Source organism: Hyphomonas pacifica (assembly GCF_000682675.1).
GTDB classification, from domain to species: Bacteria; Pseudomonadota; Alphaproteobacteria; order Caulobacterales; family Hyphomonadaceae; genus Hyphomonas; species Hyphomonas pacifica.
Genome location: NZ_AWFA01000078.1, coordinates 86,376 through 106,270, shown reverse-complemented (window position 1 = coordinate 106,270; position 19,895 = coordinate 86,376). Strand labels below are relative to the sequence as shown.

At 59.7% G+C, this 19,895-nt stretch carries 20 protein-coding genes; 2 read left to right on the top strand and 18 right to left on the bottom strand.

Translation table 11 applies throughout. The features are described 5' to 3' along the window. Nucleotides 1–112 precede the first annotated feature (112 nt). Nucleotides 113–1,303: a BaiN/RdsA family NAD(P)/FAD-dependent oxidoreductase gene (locus HY2_RS15915; protein ID WP_034829358.1), complete on the top strand. Its 1,191-nt coding sequence runs from the start codon at nt 113–115 to the stop codon at nt 1,301–1,303. A gap of 30 nt (nt 1,304–1,333) precedes the next feature. Here HY2_RS15915 and truB read toward each other — a convergent pair whose 3' ends face one another. From truB to miaB, 16 genes are all read right to left on the bottom strand, one after another. Continuing rightward, nucleotides 1,334–2,278 (bottom strand): tRNA pseudouridine(55) synthase TruB, encoded by a 945-nt coding sequence (gene truB, locus HY2_RS15910; RefSeq protein ID WP_034829357.1) that lies wholly within the window; start codon nt 2,276–2,278, stop codon nt 1,334–1,336. Nucleotides 2,279–2,409: 131 nt separating this feature from the next. Next, nucleotides 2,410–3,084: a hypothetical protein gene (locus HY2_RS15905; RefSeq protein ID WP_034829355.1), complete on the bottom strand. Its 675-nt coding sequence runs from the start codon at nt 3,082–3,084 to the stop codon at nt 2,410–2,412. Between the two features lie 88 nt (nt 3,085–3,172). Continuing rightward, complete coding sequence (gene rbfA, locus HY2_RS15900) at nt 3,173–3,580, bottom strand: 30S ribosome-binding factor RbfA (RefSeq protein ID WP_034829353.1); 408 nt, start codon at nt 3,578–3,580, stop codon at nt 3,173–3,175. Next, nucleotides 3,580–4,107, bottom strand: a complete 528-nt coding sequence (locus HY2_RS16945; RefSeq protein WP_051595119.1) for a YcxB family protein — start codon at nt 4,105–4,107, stop codon at nt 3,580–3,582. Before HY2_RS16945 ends, rbfA begins: the two co-directional genes overlap by 1 nt. Before the next feature lie 12 nt (nt 4,108–4,119). Then, the gene (infB, locus tag HY2_RS15890; RefSeq protein ID WP_034829351.1) at nt 4,120–6,675 is read right to left on the bottom strand and encodes a translation initiation factor IF-2; all 2,556 of its coding nucleotides are present in this window, start codon (nt 6,673–6,675) and stop codon (nt 4,120–4,122) included. Between the two features lie 60 nt (nt 6,676–6,735). Further along, nucleotides 6,736–7,413: an RNA-binding protein gene (locus HY2_RS15885; RefSeq protein WP_051595118.1), complete on the bottom strand. Its 678-nt coding sequence runs from the start codon at nt 7,411–7,413 to the stop codon at nt 6,736–6,738. Next, nucleotides 7,388–9,154 (bottom strand): transcription termination factor NusA, encoded by a 1,767-nt coding sequence (gene nusA, locus HY2_RS15880; RefSeq protein ID WP_034829349.1) that lies wholly within the window; start codon nt 9,152–9,154, stop codon nt 7,388–7,390. The genes HY2_RS15885 and nusA overlap by 26 nt, the downstream gene beginning before the upstream one ends. After that, a complete protein-coding gene (gene rimP / locus HY2_RS15875) occupies nt 9,151–9,750 on the bottom strand; it encodes a ribosome maturation factor RimP (RefSeq protein WP_034829347.1) in 600 nt (199 codons plus the stop codon). Before rimP ends, nusA begins: the two co-directional genes overlap by 4 nt. A 188-nt stretch (nt 9,751–9,938) precedes the next feature. Continuing rightward, complete coding sequence (locus HY2_RS15870) at nt 9,939–10,148, bottom strand: cold-shock protein (RefSeq protein ID WP_027839282.1); 210 nt, start codon at nt 10,146–10,148, stop codon at nt 9,939–9,941. A gap of 186 nt (nt 10,149–10,334) precedes the next feature. Continuing rightward, nucleotides 10,335–11,033, bottom strand: a complete 699-nt coding sequence (gene trmB, locus HY2_RS15865; RefSeq protein WP_034829345.1) for a tRNA (guanosine(46)-N7)-methyltransferase TrmB — start codon at nt 11,031–11,033, stop codon at nt 10,335–10,337. Between the two features lie 33 nt (nt 11,034–11,066). After that, nucleotides 11,067–11,489 (bottom strand): helix-turn-helix domain-containing protein, encoded by a 423-nt coding sequence (locus HY2_RS15860; protein WP_034829343.1) that lies wholly within the window; start codon nt 11,487–11,489, stop codon nt 11,067–11,069. Between the two features lie 37 nt (nt 11,490–11,526). Next, nucleotides 11,527–13,170: an apolipoprotein N-acyltransferase gene (lnt, locus tag HY2_RS15855; RefSeq protein ID WP_034829341.1), complete on the bottom strand. Its 1,644-nt coding sequence runs from the start codon at nt 13,168–13,170 to the stop codon at nt 11,527–11,529. Nucleotides 13,171–13,173: 3 nt separating this feature from the next. Next, on the bottom strand, nt 13,174–14,037 hold the full coding sequence (locus HY2_RS15850; protein ID WP_034829339.1) for a transporter associated domain-containing protein: 864 nt from the start codon (nt 14,035–14,037) through the stop codon (nt 13,174–13,176). A gap of 13 nt (nt 14,038–14,050) precedes the next feature. Then, nucleotides 14,051–14,500 (bottom strand): rRNA maturation RNase YbeY, encoded by a 450-nt coding sequence (ybeY, locus tag HY2_RS15845; RefSeq protein WP_034829338.1) that lies wholly within the window; start codon nt 14,498–14,500, stop codon nt 14,051–14,053. Between the two features lie 10 nt (nt 14,501–14,510). Continuing rightward, nucleotides 14,511–15,452 carry a PhoH family protein gene (locus HY2_RS15840; RefSeq protein ID WP_051595121.1) on the bottom strand — a complete coding sequence of 314 codons (942 nt, stop codon included), beginning with the start codon at nt 15,450–15,452 and terminating at the stop codon, nt 14,511–14,513. A gap of 38 nt (nt 15,453–15,490) precedes the next feature. Then, nucleotides 15,491–16,867 carry a tRNA (N6-isopentenyl adenosine(37)-C2)-methylthiotransferase MiaB gene (gene miaB, locus HY2_RS15835; protein ID WP_034829336.1) on the bottom strand — a complete coding sequence of 459 codons (1,377 nt, stop codon included), beginning with the start codon at nt 16,865–16,867 and terminating at the stop codon, nt 15,491–15,493. Nucleotides 16,868–17,026: 159 nt separating this feature from the next. On the opposite strand from miaB, the gene HY2_RS15830 reads away from it, so the two are divergent. Further along, on the top strand, nt 17,027–18,781 hold the full coding sequence (locus HY2_RS15830; protein WP_051595117.1) for an alanine/glycine:cation symporter family protein: 1,755 nt from the start codon (nt 17,027–17,029) through the stop codon (nt 18,779–18,781). 152 nt (nt 18,782–18,933) lie between these two features. Here HY2_RS15830 and HY2_RS15825 read toward each other — a convergent pair whose 3' ends face one another. Beyond that, complete coding sequence (locus tag HY2_RS15825) at nt 18,934–19,407, bottom strand: VOC family protein (protein WP_034829334.1); 474 nt, start codon at nt 19,405–19,407, stop codon at nt 18,934–18,936. Further along, nucleotides 19,404–19,862 carry a hypothetical protein gene (locus HY2_RS15820; protein WP_034829331.1) on the bottom strand — a complete coding sequence of 153 codons (459 nt, stop codon included), beginning with the start codon at nt 19,860–19,862 and terminating at the stop codon, nt 19,404–19,406. Before HY2_RS15820 ends, HY2_RS15825 begins: the two co-directional genes overlap by 4 nt. Nucleotides 19,863–19,895 lie beyond the last annotated feature (33 nt).

Sequence of the window (19,895 nt, the reverse complement as noted above, 5' to 3'; positions counted from 1 at the left end):
CGAAGGCCAGTCCGGCTTTAGGCGCAGGAGGTGAGGGGCAAATCCCAAAGCAAAGGAAACACAATGACAAAGACAACTGGCAGGCCGCCAGGAAAACCGGTAAGGCCGGTACATGCAGGCGGCGCAGACATACGACACCATCGTCCTTGGAGCGGGGGCCGCGGGGCTGGCTCATGCAGCCATGTCCGGCCGCAATGGCCGACGAATTCTGGTGCTGGACCACGCAAAACGGCCGGCTGAGAAAGTTCGCATTTCAGGGGGCGGACGGTGCAATTTCACCAATCTGGAAACACGCGCCGACCGCTTCCTCAGCCAGAACCCCCATTTCGCGAAATCCGCCCTGGCGCGCTATACGCCCTGGGATTTCATTTCCCTGATGGCGGCGCATGGGCTCACCTATACTGAAAAGCACAAGGGCCAGCTTTTCTGTGATCAGAAGTCTGGCGCGATTATCCAGATGCTGCTGGACGAGGCCGCCAGCGTCGACGCCGAAATTCGCCTGTCTACGGAGATTTTGGCCATACATCATCGCGATGGTCGCTATGATGTGGAAACATCGGGCGGACCATTTCAGGCAGAGCGCCTGGTCGTTGCCACCGGCGGCCTGTCGATCCCCAAAATGGGGGCGAGCGGCCTTGCCTATGACATCGCCCGCCAGTTCGGGCATGACATTGTTGAAACCCGAGCAGGCCTTGTCCCCTTCACTTTTTCAGGGGAGCTGGGCGAGAAATTCGCAGCCATCTCCGGCGTCGCCGCGCCTGTGCGCGCCAGCGTCTCCGGGGTCAGTTTTGACGAAGACCTGCTCTTCACCCATCGCGGGCTGTCCGGGCCGGCCTCCCTGCAGACCTCTTCCTATTGGCATCCGGGGGAGAGCCTGACCCTCAGTCTACTCACAAAGTCTGATCTTGCGCAAACCCTGCGCGCGGCCAAACAGGCCCGGCCGAAGCAGACCCTCGCCAAGGCGTTGGAAGACCTCTTCCCTGCCCGGCTCGCCGCGCTGGTGGCGGATATCGGCCCCTTAAGCGCAGAGATGCGTCTGGCGGATCTCTCCCACGCCGTGATTGACGATTTCGCCGCCTTCACCCGCGCCTGGACCCTTACGCCCATGGGCACCGAGGGCTATCGCACGGCAGAGGTGACCGTGGGCGGCATCTCAACCGACGGGCTGGACCAACGCACGATGGAAAGCCGCCATGTGCGCGGCCTCTATTTCATCGGTGAATGTGTGGACGTCACAGGCTGGCTGGGCGGCTATAATTTCCAATGGGCCTGGGCCAGCGCCCATGCTGCCGCCAGCCCATAGGCACGGGTATCAGAGCCTCGTCAGAATGGCTCAGTTCACGAAAACGCGGCTCGGCTCAAACCGTCCGGCCCGCACATCGCCCATCGCGACAGCCTTGCCGGAGCAGATGGCTATCGCCGCCCGGTCATATTCCTCCGCGCCGGCGGCGGCTTCGCGCCACTGCTCTACAATGTGCGGCAACAGAACAATCGCGCGGCCCTGACGGATTTCCCGCGCTTCATCGCGGGAAATGTCAATCTGGGGAATGTCTTCCAGAATGGCATGAACCGGCTGAAGCAGGGAGAGCAGCTCTTCCTTGTCCTCTGTCTCTTCGATACGCGACATCGGCACAGCCTGCGGCGCGCCGAACACGCCGACACGCGTGCGGCGCAGCTGGCTGATATGGCCTTCACAGCCCAGGTCACAGGCCAGGTCCCGCGCCATTGCCCGCACATAGAAGCCCTTGCCAGAGGTGACATGGATCACCGTATGGTCCGCATCCGGCATCCCGATCACAGCGGCTTCATAGACCTGCACCTCGCGGGAGGTCAGTTCGAAGTCTTCCCCGTCCCGGGCCAGATCATAGGCGCGCTGGCCGTCGACCTTGATGGCAGAGAATTTCGGGGGCACCTGTTCAATGGTCCCGAGATAGTCTTTCAGCAGCTCTTCCACCTGCTCCCGCGTCGGACGGGTATCTGAGGTGGCTGTTATCTCGCCTTCGGCATCCTGGCTTTCGGTCGAGACGCCCCAGCGGATGGTGAAGACATATTCCTTTTCAGCGTCCATCGCCCACTGGACCGTTTTGGTGGCTTCTCCAAAAGCGATGGGCAGGATGCCGTCGGCAAGCGGGTCCAGCGTACCGCCATGGCCCACTTTCTGCGCATTGTACTTCCGCTTGAGAATAGCGACGGCCTGGGTTGAGGTCATGTCCACGGGTTTGAACAGGTTCAGCCACCCGCTGATCGGGTCACCTTTGCGTTTTCTTTGGCGGGCCAATGTAGACTCTCTTTATCTGCGCGGCCCGACGGTTCGAACGCGGGCGGCGACGGTCAGTTGGAATAGAACGAAGGCGGGGCCTTACGAAGCGCGCCTGTCTGCGTCAAGTCATCAGCGGCAAGCAGGAGACATCATGAAGCAGTCTTGATGTCTTCAGAGTCCAATTCGCGCTCGAAAAGTACGTCACGTTCTTCTGCTTCGGCCTCTTCCTGCCGCTCCGGCACGGCCCCAGCTGAGCGCACCGGTTCAGCCGCTTTGGCTGGCCGCTCGGCCTGTGTCGGCAGGCGCAGATTGACGAGATCCAGGTCCAGGTCGAAATCCCCGCGCATGTCTCGGTCGCCTGTATCCATCTTGTGCCGCACCACGTCGCGGATACGCAGCAGAATGTCGCGATTATTGTCAACCAGCGGAATCTGACGCCCATCCGCAGCGCCGATGACCAGCCGGAAATAGGCTTGCCGCTTCTTCAGGCGCATCGCGACCTGGATCACCCGCAGGCCCAGGAACAGCGCCAGCAGCATCAGGCCGCTGCCAACAGCCAACGCGACCATGCCGGAAGGACGCTGGGGTGTCAGGCCCCACCAGGCCAGCGCCATCATACCGAAGAACAGGCAGACGACAAACAAGGTGGCATAAAGGCTTTTGGTACGGCGATTGACGGGTGTATCCCACGGATAGAAATCCACGGACTCGACGGACATGGTCGCGATGCCCTGAATGGCGATCGTATCATCACCCATCTGCAGGGACGCAGCCGAAATCTCGCCGCGCCGCGCGCCTTCCATATCAAGAGTCTGACGATCCATTGCAGGAGTCCCTGTCTAATTCATTACAGGGTCGCAACGTTATCCGGAGCTGTCAAATTACAAGCGATCCAGACAGGACCGGCCGGTGCTATTCAGGCTCCAGATCGCGTTTTACACGTGGATCGGCCAGAAGACGGTCAATCGCGGTTGCTTCATCATACGATTTGTCAGCGATAAAGTGCAGCTGCGGTGTGAACTTCAGATCAATCTCACGGCCAAGACGCCCGCGCAGGAAACCCGCCGCGCGGTTCAGCGCTTCGGCCAGCGCCGTGCGTCCCTTTTCCGTGTCATCGCCCAGCGGGGAGACAAACACATTGGCATGACGCAGGTCGGGAGAGCAACGCACCTCCCCCACCGTGACGATCACGCCAACCAGCTCCGGATCGCGCAAATCCTCGCGCGCCAGAATGTCTGAAACGGCATGGCGTACCAATTCGCCGGCACGGAGCTGGCGCTGGGTCGGCATATTGCCGGAAGGGGAAGATTTACGTGCCATCAGCTGCCTGTCTTCTGCATGAGCTCTTCTGTGAAGGCCTTGCGGGCCGTCTTGTCCTTGTTGAACCACGATGCCGGAATGATCACGGCATCCCCGCCACGTATCCGGACTGTTGTATGTCCACGATGCTGTTTCACCTCTTTGATGGCGTCCCAGCTGATCCGGGTTTCAATGCCCCCCCGGCGCACCTGCAGCACATCCTCCAGAAGAGTGATCTCCGCCTGCCGTGCCACCTCATCCTTTTCTTCTCCGCTGCTCCCGGATGACCAGCGCATGAAGATGAGATACCACGAAATACCGGCGAATGCCGCGACAAGCGCCGACAGAAACCATTGCCAGTAGTCACTCAGACCCGCCATGTCCGCCGCATTATGGACCATGAGAGATATGCTGGCCGAAATGACCGGGGCCGTCACCCCGGCATAATACACCGCGGTAGGCCCTACCGTGCCGCCCCGACTGAGACGCGCAAGACGTTTGAGGTCTTTTTCGGCCAGTTGGCCCGAGACAATGACAGGTTCACTCATAGGTGACCTGTTCTAGTCGAGTGTTCTTGCGATTTCCTCAACCTGGAAGCACTCGATCTTGTCGCCGACACGGATATCGTCATAACGTTCGAACGCCATACCGCATTCCATGCCGGAATTGACCTCATTGACCTCATCCTTGAAGCGCTTAAGCGTTTTCAGCTTGCCTTCATGGATCACGACATCATCCCGCAGCAGGCGAACGCCACAGCCGCGAAGCACTTTGCCTTCGCTGATCCGGCAGCCTGCAACTTTGCCCACTTTCGTGATGTTGAAGACTTCGAGGATCTCGGCATAGCCGATGAAGGTTTCGCGTTTCTCCGGTGCCAGCATGCCCGACAGGGTCGCTTTCACATCGTCGATCAGATCGTAGATCACGGAATAGTAGCGGATCTCGACGCCTTCCTTCTCTGCCAGATCGCGCGCCTGCTTGTTGGCGCGGACGTTGAAGGCAAAGATGGGCGCGTTGGACGAACGGGCCAATAGAACGTCGCTTTCGGAAATACCGCCCACGGCGCCATGAATGACACGGGCACGGACTTCTTCGGTCGACAGCTTGTCCAGCGATTGGGAAATCGCCTCCACAGAGCCCTGAACATCACCCTTCACGACCACCGGCAGCTCGGACGTCTCGACAGAGCCATCCTTCAGCTTGCTGAGCAGCTGATCCAGTGAGGCACGCGCCGCAGCACCCGCCTTGCCGGAAACCTGTCGCTTGGAGCGGATACGGTATTCGGTGACTTCACGAGCACGGGCTTCGGTGTCGACAACCACAAAGGAGTCACCCGGATCCGGCGCGCCATCCAGGCCGAGTACCTCGACCGGCTGGGACGGCCCTGCGCCCTTCAGCTGTTGTCCACGCTCATCAACCAGAGCCCGCACCTTGCCCCATTGCGAGCCGGCCACGACGATGTCGCCGCGTTCCAGCGTACCGCGCTTGACCAGCACGGTCGCAACCGGGCCGCGGCCCTTGTCCAGCTGGCTTTCGATCACCACGCCATCTGCATCGCGCGACGGGTTGGCTTTCAGTTCCAGAAGTTCCGCCTGCAAGGTGATGGCATCTGTCAGCTCGTCCAGGCCCTGACCCGTCAGGGCAGAGACTTTCACAGCCTGGGTTTCACCACCCATGCTTTCAACCTGAACATCATGCTGCAGCAGGTCTGTCAGCACTTTGTCGGCATTGGAGTCGGGCAGGTCGGTCTTGTTGACCGCCACGATGATTGGAACACCGGCCGCCTTGGCGTGATTGATGGATTCAATCGTCTGCGGCATCACGGAGTCATCCGCGGCCACTACCAGAATGGCGATGTCGGTAGCCGTCGCACCGCGCGCACGCATGGCCGTAAAGGCCGCGTGGCCCGGCGTATCGAGGAAGGTGATCCGCTCACCGGATTTCAGCTTCACCTGATAGGCACCGATATGCTGGGTAATGCCGCCCGCTTCGCCAGAGACCACATCGGTCTTGCGAAGGGCGTCCAGCAGAGAGGTCTTGCCGTGGTCAACATGGCCCATGATCGTGACGATAGGCGGGCGCGGCTTCAGGTCCTTCGGGTCGTCATCCTCACCTTCCAGGCCGATCTCGACATCGGATTCGGCAACACGTTTCACGGTGTGGCCAAATTCCTCGGCGATCAGTTCAGCCGTGTCAGCGTCAATAATGTCATTGCCGCGCAGCATCTCGCCTTGCTGGATCATGAACTTCACAACGTCTGCGACGCGTTCATTCATCCGCTGGGCCAGATCCTGCAGCGTGATTGTTTCCGGCAGAGTGACTTCGACAGACACTTTCTCGCGCTGTTCGCCACCGCCTGTGCGGCGTTCACGTTCACGCTCACGCGCACGGCGCAGGGAGGCCAGCGAACGCTGACGGTCTGCATCATCGCCAAGCGCAGAAGAAATGGTCAGCTTGCCACGACGACGCTCACCGCCACCACCACGGGAGGAACGGCTCGGCGTCTCACGGGCACTGCGATCACGGTCGTCCTTGGATTTGCGTTTGCCGCCACCACGCGCCGGGCCATCGTCCACCGCAGGCGCCGCCGCAGCCGGGCTGTCAGCCGGGGCAGAGGGCTTGCTGCGGGTTTTTGCGGCGCGGTCGACGCGTTCTTTTGCGGCGGCCTCTTCGGCCTTGCGAGCTTCTTCCTCGGCCTTGCGGCGGGCTTCAGCCTCTTCGCGCTCTTTCGCTTCCTGCAGTTTCTTTTCCTGCTCGGAGCGAAGACGGTCCTGAGCCTCTTTCTCGCGCTGTTCTTCTTTGGCGCGGGCCGCAACTTCGTTCTTGCGCTCCAAGAGAGCCTTCTGACGTGCTTTCAGCTCGTCTACCGTAATACCCAGCTTCTTCGCGGTCGCGATAAGACGGGCCTCAAGGGAGTCGTTCGCCTTTGGTGCGTCCTTGGCAGGTGCGGAGGAGGAGCCGCCAGGGCCTACCGCCCGGCGCTTCTTCGTCTCAACAACCACCTGCTTGGAGCGGCCATGGCTGAAGCTTTGCTTCACCGTACCGGAACTTTTCCGGGATACGGTGAGCGGTTTGCGCCCGCCTGAATTGCCACCAGTGTCTTTCGTATCGCTCATGCGTTCTTCATACCACGTTTCTTGCCGATGCGCGCCATTGCGCCTCAGCTTTGTTTTCCGCTACCGATCCTGATCCGGAAACCAGTCCAGTTCGGGCCGTGTGCGAAATCCGGCAAGCCGCCGGTAGGCAAGCCGTACAGCCTTCGCAATTGGCCCTTTGCGGACGAGACCGTGTATCACACGCTCGCGCCCAAACGCCACGCCCAATTCCTCAGAACTGAGCGCACCGGCAATTTCCACGTCGCTATATAGTGCTTTTGCAAGGAAATACACCTTTGAGCGGCCATCTTCTGCACCATCGGCCGCCTCAAGCAAAAGCCCGGGACGTTTCTTCTGGAGCGCATCGCGCACCTGATCAAAGCCCAGAACGATTTCACCGGACTTCTTGGCCATACCCAGAAGCCCCGTAAAGCGTTGCAGCAAGAGCGCCTCGATCTGATCCATCAGACCATCCGGCACCTTCACCTGAGTTTTGAACCCACGGGCAAACGCCCCTTTGCTGATCGCTATCTCAAGCGTCTGTCGATCAGCCTTCACCCAAACGCCCCGTCCAGGAAGTCGGGAAGAGACATCTGGCGTCACTACACCCTCAGGGGAGAGCGCAAAGCGCACCATCTCTGTCTGCGGAAGACGTTCCCGCGTCACGGCGCATTGGCGGACAGGGGCCTCCCCGTCCGCCATGCCAGATCTGTCAGTGCCGGTTACCCGCGCATCAGTCTTTCGGTGCGGCTTCGTCATCGCCGCCCTCCGCTGCCAGGGCTTCGAGATCAAACTCGAGCTCTTCAAGGGCCTCATCGACCGCCTCTTCAGAAGCATTGCTGCCGAGATCGCCCAGCGCCAACAGCGCGCGTTCTTCTTCGGTCAGTTCCGGGACTTCTTCTTCAGCCTTTTCAGCGAGCATCTTCTCGACAGCATCCGGTTCAATCCAGCCTGCGGCAACGCGGGCCTTCATGACGAACATCTGCGCGTCATCCTTGCGCATCTCGCCCTTCTTCAGAATGCCCTCAACCCAGACTGGCTTGCCATCCGGGCCCGGCTCGCGCCAGCCCGTGATGTCGTCCGGCACAAGGCCAGCCACATCGTCCAGCGTCTGCACACCTTCTTCGCCAAGACGGACAGCAAAGGACGGCGTCATGCCTTCCAATTCCATCACGGCATCTTCAACGCCCAGCTCCTTGCGCTTGGCATCATTCTCGGCGGCAACACGGTCCAGATATTCACGGGCACGCTCCTGCAGTTCAGCGGCCACATCCTCGTCAAAGCCTTCAATCGTGATGAAGTCTTCCGGAGCCACATAGGCGATCTCTTCGACTGTCTCGAAGCCTTCAGAGGCGAGCAGCTGAGCCAGCGTTTCATCCGCATCCAACGCTTTCATGAACAGGTCGGTACGCTCCTGGAACTCGCGTTGATAGCGCTCGGAATCGGCGCTTTCGGTGACGAGGTCGATCTGCCAACCGGTCAGCTGGGAGGCAAGACGCACATTCTGGCCGCGGCGGCCAATGGCCAGCGGGAACTGATCGTCTGCGACCACCACTTCTACGCGGCGCTCATCTTCATCCAGCACCACTTTCGACACCTCGGCCGGTTGCAGCGCGTTCACGATGAAGGTCGCGTCGTCATAGTTCCACGGAATGATGTCGATCTTCTCGCCGGAAAGTTCGCCAACAACGGCCTGGACACGTGCACCGCGCATACCCACACAGGCACCGACCGGATCAATCGAACTGTCATTGGAGATGACGCCGATCTTGGCACGGCTACCCGCATCACGAGCACAGGCCTTGATCTCGATCACGCCTTCATAGACTTCCGGCACTTCCTGCGCGAACAGCTTGACCATGAAGTCAGGTGCCGAACGGGACAGGAAGATCTGCGGGCCCTTGGTCTCGCGGCTGACCTTGTAGAGATAAGCCCGGACACGGTCATTTGTCTGGAAGTTCTCGCGCGGGATACCGTCATTGCGGCGGATGATGCCCTCTGCGCGACCCAGGTCCACGATCACATGGCCATATTCGACCCGCTTGACGACACCAGAGATGATCTCGCCGACGCGATCCTTGTACTCATTATACTGACGCTCACGCTCGGCATCACGCACCTTCTGCATGATGACCTGCTTGGCGGTCTGGGCAGCTACACGACCGAAATCGAAGGGCGGGAGCTCTTCCTTCAGCTCATCGCCCACCTCAAGGGAGTCATCGATCTTCTTGGCTTCCGACAGACGCAGCTGTTTGGACTCGTCCTCGAACTCATCGTCCCGCACGACCGTCTGGATCCGCCACAGCGTTTGTTCGCCGGTCTGCGCATCGATCTTGGCACGAATGTCGTGCTCCTGGCCGTATTTTGCTTTCGCGGCCTTCTCGATGGCTTCCTGCATAGCCTCGATGACGATCGTCTGATCAATCGCCTTCTCTTCAGCGACCGCCTTGGCGATCTGCAGGATTTCCAGCCTGTTGGCTGAAACGCCGATGGTATTCATTTGACGTCTCCCGTCTCTTCATTGGACTCGGTGTCTTCATCGCTCTCGTCGACTTCAAGATCGCCGAGATCGTCTTCATCAGGTTGCGGCGGCAGATTGCCGGAGGCGCGTGCCGCTTCAATCAGTTCATCTGTCAGGATCAGGCTAGCGCGGCTCATCTCATGGACGTGCGCGACCAGTTCGGTCTCGTCGTCCAGCTCCAGATGAGCGCCATGCTCGTCTTCGCCGGTAATGATGCCAGTAAAGCGGCGGCGACCATCAATCGGGCGTGCCAGTTCCACTTTTGCGGCATGGCCTACCCAGCGGCCAAAATCCCCTTCCCGTGTCAGCGGGCGGTCAATGCCGGGCGTGGAGACCTCCAGCGTATAGGCTTCCTTGATCGGGTCATCCTCTTCCAGTACCGGGCCCAAGGCGCGTGACAGCCGCGCGCAATCCTCGACATTGGTCGGGGCGCCGCCAGCTTTCTCCGCCATGATCTGAAGGTGCGGGCGTCGTCCGCCCTGAATGCGCAGGCGTACGATTTCCAAGCCAAGGGACTCCGCCACGGGCGTGGCGAGAGCGAGAATGCGACGTTCCTGTTCTGTCAGAGCGATCATGCGTGTGGGGGAGTATTCCGGTAAAGAAAAGCGGCGGCCCCGTTTCCGGAACCGCCGCCGATATGTTTCGACTTGGGATACATATAGCGCTCTCTGTGCTGCCTGTCGAGTATGCGATGCTGTAGACACGAAAACGGCGGCTCCGCTGCCGGAACCGCCGTCTGAAATTCTCTCGAGAGAATTCTGTCTTAAAGAACTTTCAGGTCAACAGCCGAGGTTTTGCCGCGACGTTCGTCCTTGTAGAGTTCATAAGATACTGCCTGGTCTTCAGCCAGCGTACGCAGGCCGGAGCGCTCAACGGCTGAAATGTGAACGAAAACGTCCGAGCCGCCCTCATCAGGTTTGATGAAGCCAAAGCCCTTCTGGTCATTGAACCATTTCACTTTGCCAGTTGCCATTACTTGTAGTCCTTTACGTTCAATTGAAGCGGCCCGGTCCGGATTTGGACCAAGTCCACCTATCGAAACGGGAGGGAAGGAAAGTCATGGCCGCCGGTCTGACGGGGTCTTGATATTTCAGACCGACCGAATTCGATGGCGCTATTAATTCACGGGTGCGACATTCCGTCAAGTGAATGCTTTGTGTCAGCTGCGAATGAAATCCAGCCAGACTGGGGCGCAATCGCCCAGTTTCTTGCTTTCATAGCGGGTTGTAAGGTGGTCTTCTGGCGGTGTACGCCAGTCATCCGCCCGCTCTGCCTGCCAATCAAATCCGCCATGCGCAAGGAAACGCTGCAAAGCCTCATCGGCATAGCTTTTCACGTCGGTTGCAAACCGCACTTTCGCCCCAGGCTTGCAGATGCGGTGTAGAACCACCAGAAATTCCGGCTGGATCAGCCGACGCTTCTGCTGGCGTTTCTTTGGCCACGGGTCGGGAAACAGAATGAAGGCTCGGGCAATACTCCGATCCTTCAGAGAGGCCATGACAGGCCGCGCATCTTCCATCACCAGCCGCACATTGGTCAGGCCTTGCGCCTCAATGCCGGTCAGCGCCTTGGCCATACCCTCGATAAAGGGCTCACAGCCGATAAAACCCACCTCCTTGTGCAGGCCTGCCTGTCCAACCAGATGCTCGCCGCCGCCAAAGCCGATCTCTAACCACATATCGCGCGCATCCCCGAACAGGCCTGCCGGGTCCAGCGTCCCCTCCAGGGCATCCGGTACCTGCAAGGTCGGCAACAAGGTGTCGATCAATCCCTGTTGACGGGCAGACAGGCCACGCCCGCCTGTCCTGCCAAATGTCCGCAAGGGAGTATGCTTGGGATCAGTGTGTCTGTCAGTCATCGCGCCGCCTGATGCCCGAGAGCGGGCGGCGGATCAATCCTCAGCCTGCTTGTCGTCGAACGCACTGGCCGCCGCCTGCACGGTTGCAAGCAGGGATTTGCGCAGCGAGACATCCTCAATTCGCTGAAAGGCCGCGATCAGGTCCAGCACTTCGGATGTCATTATCGGCGCGTGGATATCATCCCCGTCTTCAGCCACCTGAAGCGCCTCATGCTGCAGATAGGCCTCCGCCCCATCGAAGAAATAAGTGACCGGCACGCCCATCGCGGTCGACATTTCATACAGGCGGCCAGCGGAAACGCGATTGATGCCTTTTTCGTATTTCTGCACCTGCTGGAAAGTCAGGCCCAGCAGGTCGCCGAGTTTTTCCTGGGTCAGATTCAATTCCTTGCGGCGCCAGCGAATACGCTGGCCCACCACGCGGTCTATCCCGCTCGGAAGTTTACTATCCGACATTCCCCATCCAATTCAGATCCTGAATGAAACGATAGGTCTACCGCCGCCACGTCAGGAAAGCCAGTCCGACAAAGAGACTAAGCGTTAACCAGAAAAGCAACAGGCCGAGCCGTGTCTGGTAAAGCGTCACGGGCGCAGGCGCGGGAAGTTTTCCACGGCCAAAATCCGTGTTCCAGCCACTCGGTGCATCTGTAACAGGGGCTGCACGAAACACTTCACGGCCATAGCCATCAACCACGGCAGATGCGCCGCGGCTGGCCACGCGCGCCAATGGCAGACCGGTCTCGATCGCGCGATACCGGTTTTGCGCATAATGCTGCGCCGGGCCCATTCCGCCGCCAAACCAGGCATCATTGGAGATCAGCACCAGCCAGTCCGCCCGCGCACCCAGGTTCGCATTACGAGGAATGGAGGGATAGAGCCCCTCATAGCAGATCATCGCAACAAAAGGCGGAATATCATCGGCATAGATCACCGCCGGGCCGGGGCCTGGATGGAAGCCATCCCGCGCCATGCGCTGGATCGCGCCCGGAAGGATGCCGGAGAGCGCCCCCCCGAACGGAATGATGCGCGCGGCGGGCAATTCCCCGAATGGCACCAGACGGTGTTTGTCATACAGCGCCACAGGCCCGGAGCGGATCGCCGTGTCATCAATGACGGTCAGGCTGTTGTAATAGTCGCGCGTATTGTCGCCGGTAATCTCATACCGCGTTGTGCCGGCAATCAATTTGCGCGGCCCTAGATATGCGCCCACGGCGTCCAGCGCATTGGCATCCTGCAGCAAGGTCGTGGGCAGGGCCCCTTCCGGCCAGATCACGATGTCGCCGGGCTCTCCTTCCTGATTGGACAACAGGCGCAGATATTCGATGAGGATCGGGTCTGGCCCGATATCCCATTTTTCGTCCTGCGGCACGCCGGAATCCATCAGCACAATAGTCTGGTCTGTCATTGCAGACGGCGTTGCAATGCGTTGCGAGCCCCAGCTCCAGCCCAGCGCCAAAAGGATCACCGCGGCAAAGGATGGCGCAATGCGCAGCATCAATCCGCGCGCTTCGCGTGTGTCCACCAGTGCTGCAGGGGCCGACATCAGGAAGACGGTAACAAGCGTCATCCAGTAGACCCCGCCAAGCGATGCGCCCTGAGACAGCGCGCCACCCGGCACCCAGCTCGTGCCCGGCAAATTCCAGGGAAAGCCGCCAAACAGGTGCCCACGCACATATTCGGCCAGCGCAAAGAAAAAGGCGAAGACAAAGATGCGCGACGGAGACGCAGACCAGAAAGCCCCCGCCATTGCGCCAAAGACACCCCAGATGATCGCCATCCCGCCCGGCAACAGTACCAGCGGCATCCACAGGAAGATGGCGTGCTTTTCCGGCTCTACCAGGAAGGGCGCGGCCGTCCAGTGCATGCTGATCAGGAAAAAACCGACGCCAAATGCCCAGCAGCGCAGAAAAACCGCCTTGCCCCATTTGCGATGACCGCGCGCGCCATCCAGCATCCAGACCAGACCGGTGAAGGAAATCACCAGTACCGCGCTGAAATGGAAGGGCGCAAAGGCCACAGCGGAAAACGCACCCAGCAAAATGCAGGTCGCAACCGCCGCCCAGCCTGTCAGGCGAGCAAACGCCTCGTGCAAGGGTCCAAGTGCCGTGAACCCGTGACTCCGCACCTCGTGTTTCATGCTTTACTCCTGAGAGGCGGGAGCGGGCTGTTCCGGTGTCCGCAGGCGCACACGGCGAATTCGCCTTGCATCCGCATCCATGATTTCAATCTCGACCCCTGTCGGGTGACGCAGAACCTCGCCGCGCACCGGCACCTTGCCCGCAAGGGCAAAGGCCACGCCGCCCAGCGTGTCGAAATCTCCGTCATTATCCTCGATTGAGAGGTCAATGCCCGTTTCCTCGGCAAAATCGTCTATCTCGGTTCGCGCATCCGCTTCCCAGACTCTCTGGCTGCGGCGCACGAACATCGCTTCTTCATCATCGTGTTCGTCTTCGATGTCACCGACGATTTCTTCAACCAGGTCTTCCAGGCTGACCAGACCGTCGGTGCCGCCATACTCGTCTACCACGAGCGCCAGGTGAATACGCGTGGACTGCATTTTCACAAGAAGATCGGTCAGCTTCATCGAAGGCGGCACATACAGCGCCTCCCGATGCAGCCGCTCCAATGGGCGTTTGGCCGGCTCGCCATCCTTGGCCAGTTCGGTCACGACATCCTTGATATGAATGAAACCGATCGGATCATCCAGCGTCTCGCGGAAAACCGGCAGGCGCGAATGCGTCACTTCAGCGAAATATTTCAGCAGGTCAGGAAATTCCGTGCCGACTTCAATCGCCTTGATCTCGGCGCGCGGCACCATGACGTCTTCCACGCGCATGTCCTGGAACTCAGCCAGGCGCAGGCGCATCTCGTTTGGATTGTGCTGCGGATCGTCTCCATTGGCATGGTCCGAAGACGATTCAACAGCCTCGTGCTTTCGGCCAAAACCGAAAAAGCTACGCAATCGGCCGCTCGGCGGCGCTTCAGAAGAGTCAGGGTCGCTCATGGCCTCAGGTGATTCAGTCCGTCAAATATGGATTAGCAATGCCCAGGGATGCAAGCGCCTTTATTTCCAATGCTTCCATAATCCCGGCCTCTGCCTGTGTTTCGTGGTCATGCCCCATCAGATGGAGATACCCATGGATCAGCAAATGCGTCAGATGGTCCGCAAGGGTCTTGCCCTGCGCATTTGCGTCGGCAAGCGACACACCATGCGCCACGGCAATGTCGCCCAGCAGGGGACGGTCCATCGCATCCGCCGGAAAGGACAGCACATCCGTTGGCTTATCCTTGCCGCGGAACTGGCGGTTCAACTCATGCAGCGCATCATCATCGGCCAGCATCAACGACACAACGCCGTCGGCTGGCTCCACCTTGCGCGCGGCCTCGAAAGCGGCCTGACAAACTTGCTCCAGATCCGGAATGGCCTGCCAGCTGTCATCCTCCAGGATGAGATCAAATTCAATCATCGCAGCGCGTTTAGCCCTCGCCCGCCGCCGCATAGGCGTCGATGATCCGGCTCACCAGCCCATGACGAACAACATCCGCCGCCGTCAGCGTATGTACATTCACGCCTTCGATATCGGCCAGAATCTGGAGCGCATGTTTCATGCCGGAGGGCTGATGTCCCGGCAAATCTACCTGTCCGGGGTCACCCGTGATCACCATGCGGCTATCGCGGCCAAGGCGCGTCAGCACCATTTTCATCTGCGGAATGGTTGTGTTCTGCGCTTCGTCCACGATGACGAAGGCATTTTTCAGTGTACGCCCGCGCATGAAGGCCAGCGGTGCGACTTCAATCTCGCCGCGCGCCATTCGCCGTTCCATTTGCTCCTGCCCCATCAGCTCGCGCAGCGAGTCCCAGATCGGCAGCATATACGGGTCGACCTTCTCCTCCAGCGTGCCTGGAAGGAAGCCCAGCTTCTCACCCGCCTCAACCGCAGGCCGTGTCACGATCAGGCGCTGGCGTGCGCCGGTCAGCAATTCCGAAACGCCCGCCGCAACGGCCAGAAAGGTCTTGCCGGTGCCGGCCGGGCCGACACCAAAGATCATTGCATTGTCAGGATGCGCCAGAAGATCAATATAGCGGGACTGGCCCCGCGTTTGCGGCGTCACGGGCTTTTTCAGCCCCCGGAAGGTTCCGAAACTCTGCGCAGGAGTCTGCGCCGCCTCCAGCGCGCCATCGACATCCATATCGGTAATGTCCATACCCGTGCGCAGACGGCGCTCCAGCTCTGCAAGTACGGCCTCGGCAATCGACACGCCTTCCGCCATGCCGACCAGCAGAACGCCGCCGCCCTGGCTTTCCGCCCGCAGGCCAAACTCCTTCAGCCGCGTTTCCAGCAATTGCAGGTGGCGGTGATGGGGACCGCAAAGATCGCGCAGCGTTTCAGCATTGCGGACTTCATAGATGCGGCTGATCGGTGCCTCGGGAGAGGCAGAGGAACGGCGCTTAACGCTCACAGGGCAACCTCGCGGGCGCGCACCAATTCTCCACTCAGGGAGTTCAGGCTCGCGCCTGTGATCTTCACATCAACGATTTCGCCGGTCAGCTCGGCTGGGCCATTAAAGTGAACGGCTTGCATCCACGGAGAGCGGCCATGCGCCTGGCCTTCAAGGCGTCCACGGCCCGTCACCAGCACGGCCACGGTATGGCCAATCTTGGATTCATTGAAGGCAATCTGCTGTTCCCGGAGTAGTTTCTGCAGGGCCTGCAGGCGGGCATCCTTCACCTCTTCCGGCACCTGACCGAACATTTCCGCCGCCGGCGTGCCTGGACGCGGAGAATATTTGAAGGAATAGGCAATGGCGTAATTCACATCGCGCACCAGCTGCATCGTCGCTTCGAAATCCTCGTCGCTTTCACCGGGGAAGCCCACAATGAAGTCAGACGCCATGGCAATGTCCGGCTGGGACTCGCGCACCTTGCGGATGATCTCCCTGTACTCATCTGCCGTATGGCCACGATTCATGGCCTTCAGGATACGGTCAGATCCCGACTGAACGGGCAAGTGCAGGAAGGGTTGCATTTGCGGCGTGTCGCCATGCGCGGCGATCAAATCATTATCCATGTCACGCGGATGGCTGGTCGTGTAGCGAATGCGCTCAATGCCGCCAATCTTTGCCAGATGGCGCACCAGCTGACCCAGCGTCCAGTCAGACTCATTGGTTAGTGCAGGTGATGCGCCATGGAAGGCGTTGACGTTCTGGCCCAGCAGCGAAATTTCCCGTACGCCCTGTGCGGCCAGCGCACGCGCTTCCAGGGTGATGTCATCCACCGGGCGCGACAGTTCGGCACCACGCGTATAGGGCACGACACAGAACGTACAGAACTTGTCACAACCTTCCTGAACAGACAGGAATGCGGTCGGCCCGTCAGCCTCGCGTGTTTTCGGCAGGGCGTCGAATTTTTCCAGCGTGTCGAATTCCGTTTCCAACCGGTCACCGACGGCGCGGCTGGCACGGGCGATCATTTCCGGCAGTTTGTGATAGGCCTGCGGGCCCAACACCAGATCCACCGCGGGCTGGCGTCGCATGATTTCCTCGCCTTCGGCCTGCGCAACGCACCCGGCCACGGCAATCGTCATCTTGCCACCGGATTCTTCTTTCATGCGCTTCAGCTGGCCAAGCTCGGAATAGACCTTTTCAGTCGCCTTTTCGCGAATATGGCAGGTGTTCAACACAACCAGGTCAGCGGTCTCCGGACTATCCACCGGCGCATAGCCAAGCGGACGCAATACATCCCGCATGCGCTCGGAATCATACACGTTCATCTGGCAGCCATACGTCTTGATGAAGACGCTTTTGGCGGTCTTGGGGGTGTCTGCTGAACTCATTTGGGCGCTTATGCCTGAAAACCCGTCATTCATCCAGAACCTTCATGCCGATCGCCTGCAAACGCAGTTCATCCTGCCCTTTCGTCTGAGACAAACGCTTCACATGTGCCCAAAGCTGGCTAGTGTCGCGCCAAGCAATCAAAGGAGCCGGGGAGGCCCATGGAAACTATCGTTACATTAATTCAGAACATCGCCGGATTTATCTGGGGTGGCAAATGGGGGGACACAGTTGTCATCCCGGGAGAGATGGGCCCGCTGGCCATCCTGCTGCTCGGAACCGGCCTTCTTTTGATGATCCGCCTTGGCGGCCGACCCGTTCGCCGGTTCATTCCGGCACTCGTTGAAGTGTGGCAAGGCCGTAAGGCGCAAGGCGAAGACGGGGCCATCACACCCTGGCAGGCCTTGTCCACTGCGCTGTCCGGTCAGGTCGGCACGGGGAATCTCGCCGGTGTGGCCACCGCCATCGCCATGGGGGGACCGGGAGCCATTTTCTGGATGTGGGTGACCGCGCTTTTCGGCATGGCGCTCGCCTTCTCGGAAAGCTCACTGGCCATCAAGTATCGCGAAACCGATGAATATGGCCGCATCAATGGCGGTCCGATGTATTACATCAAAAACGGTCTCGGGAAGAAATGGGGCTGGCTGGCTGTCATATTCTGTCTCGGTACGCTGTTTTCCGCCATGGCGACCGGCTCCATGATCCAGGCCAACTCCATCACTCAAACGGCTGTTGAAACGGCCCGCGGAACATTCGGCCTATCGCTGCCAGCCTGGCTGTTCGGTATTGTAATTGCAGGCTTGGTCTTTGCCGTCATCATCGGGGGCATCAAGTCGATCGGCTCGGTTGCCGGCAAGATTGTGCCGCTCATGGCGGCGGCCTATGTGATCTGCGCCCTGATTGTGCTGATCCTCAACGCCTCCGAAATCCCGCATGCCTTTGCGGTCATTTTCAAGTCGGCGTTCGGACTTCAGGAAGTCGTCGGGGGCGCCGCAGGATACGGGATGATGCAGGCCGTTCGCTTTGGTATAGCGCGCGGCCTTTTTTCTAACGAAGCTGGGCAGGGCTCTGCGCCGATTGCCCACGCTGCCGCGCAAACCAAAAATCCTGTTCAGCAGGGCGAGATCGCCATGATCGGTGTCTTTATCGACACGATCGTGATCTGCACCATGACGGCGCTGGTCATTCTGACGGTTTCAGGAGACTTCAAACGCAACCCGGCTCTCATCGCTGCGAACCAGTGTATCGTCGAAGGCCATGCTACCCTGCCTGAAGGCGCAAATGTGGAAGAGCTGTTCCCATCTGCCTACACGGAAGGTCGCGAGGCCATACTGGCCGACAAGGGTGGAGACGCCCAAGGTTTCCTCCAGGCATGCCGCGCAGCAGGTCTGGACCTAACGAAAGATCTGCCGTCAGGCACGACAGCTGAAGAGGAAGAAGCCTACTTCCAGAAGGCGTTGGCCGCTGCGGCGGACGGCAATGTCCTCAACGAAGTGCGCTATGTCTATGAGACGGATGCGGAATCCTCCGGCATTACGGCGCGCGCCTATGGCACGGCCCTGCCGGGCGGGGAGTGGATCGTTACCATCGCCCTGTTCTTCTTCGCCTTTACCACGATCATCGGCTGGTCGTATTACGCCGAACAGGCCCTCACCTATCTGGTTGGCGAATGGGCAACCCACCCCTTCCGATACATCTGGGTTCTGGTCGTGTTCGCCGGAACGATTGTCACCAACACAGACGCGCTCTGGCTGCTCGGGGATATCGCGAACGCCTCCATGGCCTTCCCGAACCTGATCGCCCTGCTCGCTCTGTCAGGCGTCATCTATGCGATGCACAAGAATAATGGCGATCCGGATGGCGGACACCCGGTACATGACTATCGGGAAGAAGAGCGCCATCCCAAGGAAGACTAGGGACTGATCCGCCCCATAGAAAAGGCCCCGCCCGGTATCTTCCAGGCGGGGCTTTTTCATGGGGCCATAATGAGTCTGTTTTGCCCGTTTTCGGGGTTCTTTTGGGCCCCTTTTGGGACTGTTTAGGAGCACTTTTAGGAGCTGTTTTTGCCTTACCAGGTGCCGATGTTTTCCGCGCTGGCCCATGGCTCTTTCGGCGCCAGGGCATCGCCCTTCTGCAACAGCTCGACTGAGATCCCGTCCGGAGAGCGGACGAACGCCATGCGGCCATCACGCGGCGGCCGGTTGATGGTCACGCCCAGCGATTGCAGGTGCTCAACAGCGCCATAAATATCGTCGACCAAGTAGGCCAGGTGCCCGAAATTACGGCCGCCAGCATAGTCTTCCGGGTCCCAGTTATAGGTCAGTTCCACCATTGGGATATCGGTCTGCGTGGGACTAACGCCATCCGGCATGCCGCCCATGCGCTCGACATCCTTCGGTGTTGCCAGGAAAACCAGCGTGAAGCGCCCGGCCTCGCTGTCGACGCGCGAAACCTCTTTCAGGCCCAGCCCGTCGCAATAGAATTTCAGGGACGCATCAATGTCTGCAACGCGAACCATGGTGTGCAAATACTGAATCGTCATGAGTGACCTCCATTCAGGTCGCGGATGACCTGTTTAAGTGTGGGTGGCATCACGGCGTAATAGCGGTGCATGGCGGCGGCCAGCAGGGCGATTGCTACCAGCATGAATGCCAGGAAAATGGAAAAGGAATGGATAAGCGTACCGGTCTCGAAGACAGGGTTCTGGCCGCTCAGGCGCCAGATCAGGCGCCATAATTCATTGAATAGCGACACGAAGGGGGCCAGGAACACCAGCATGAACGCCCCGCAGACAAAGAAATAGGTCGCGGCGCGCGGGCCTTCGCTGCGGACATAGAGGTCTGTGAAATCCGCCACCGAAACATCGGCGGGCAGCTCGCCTTCCGCCTGCTTTGTGGCCAGAACTTCCGGCGCAAAGTCGCGCGTCTGCTTCCACCGCCAGCCGAGGTGAAGACCCCAGGCGACCAATCCAGCCAGAGCAGCGAAAAAGATAATCATAGATAAGGCCGGGCCCGGTTCCTGCGGCAAAAG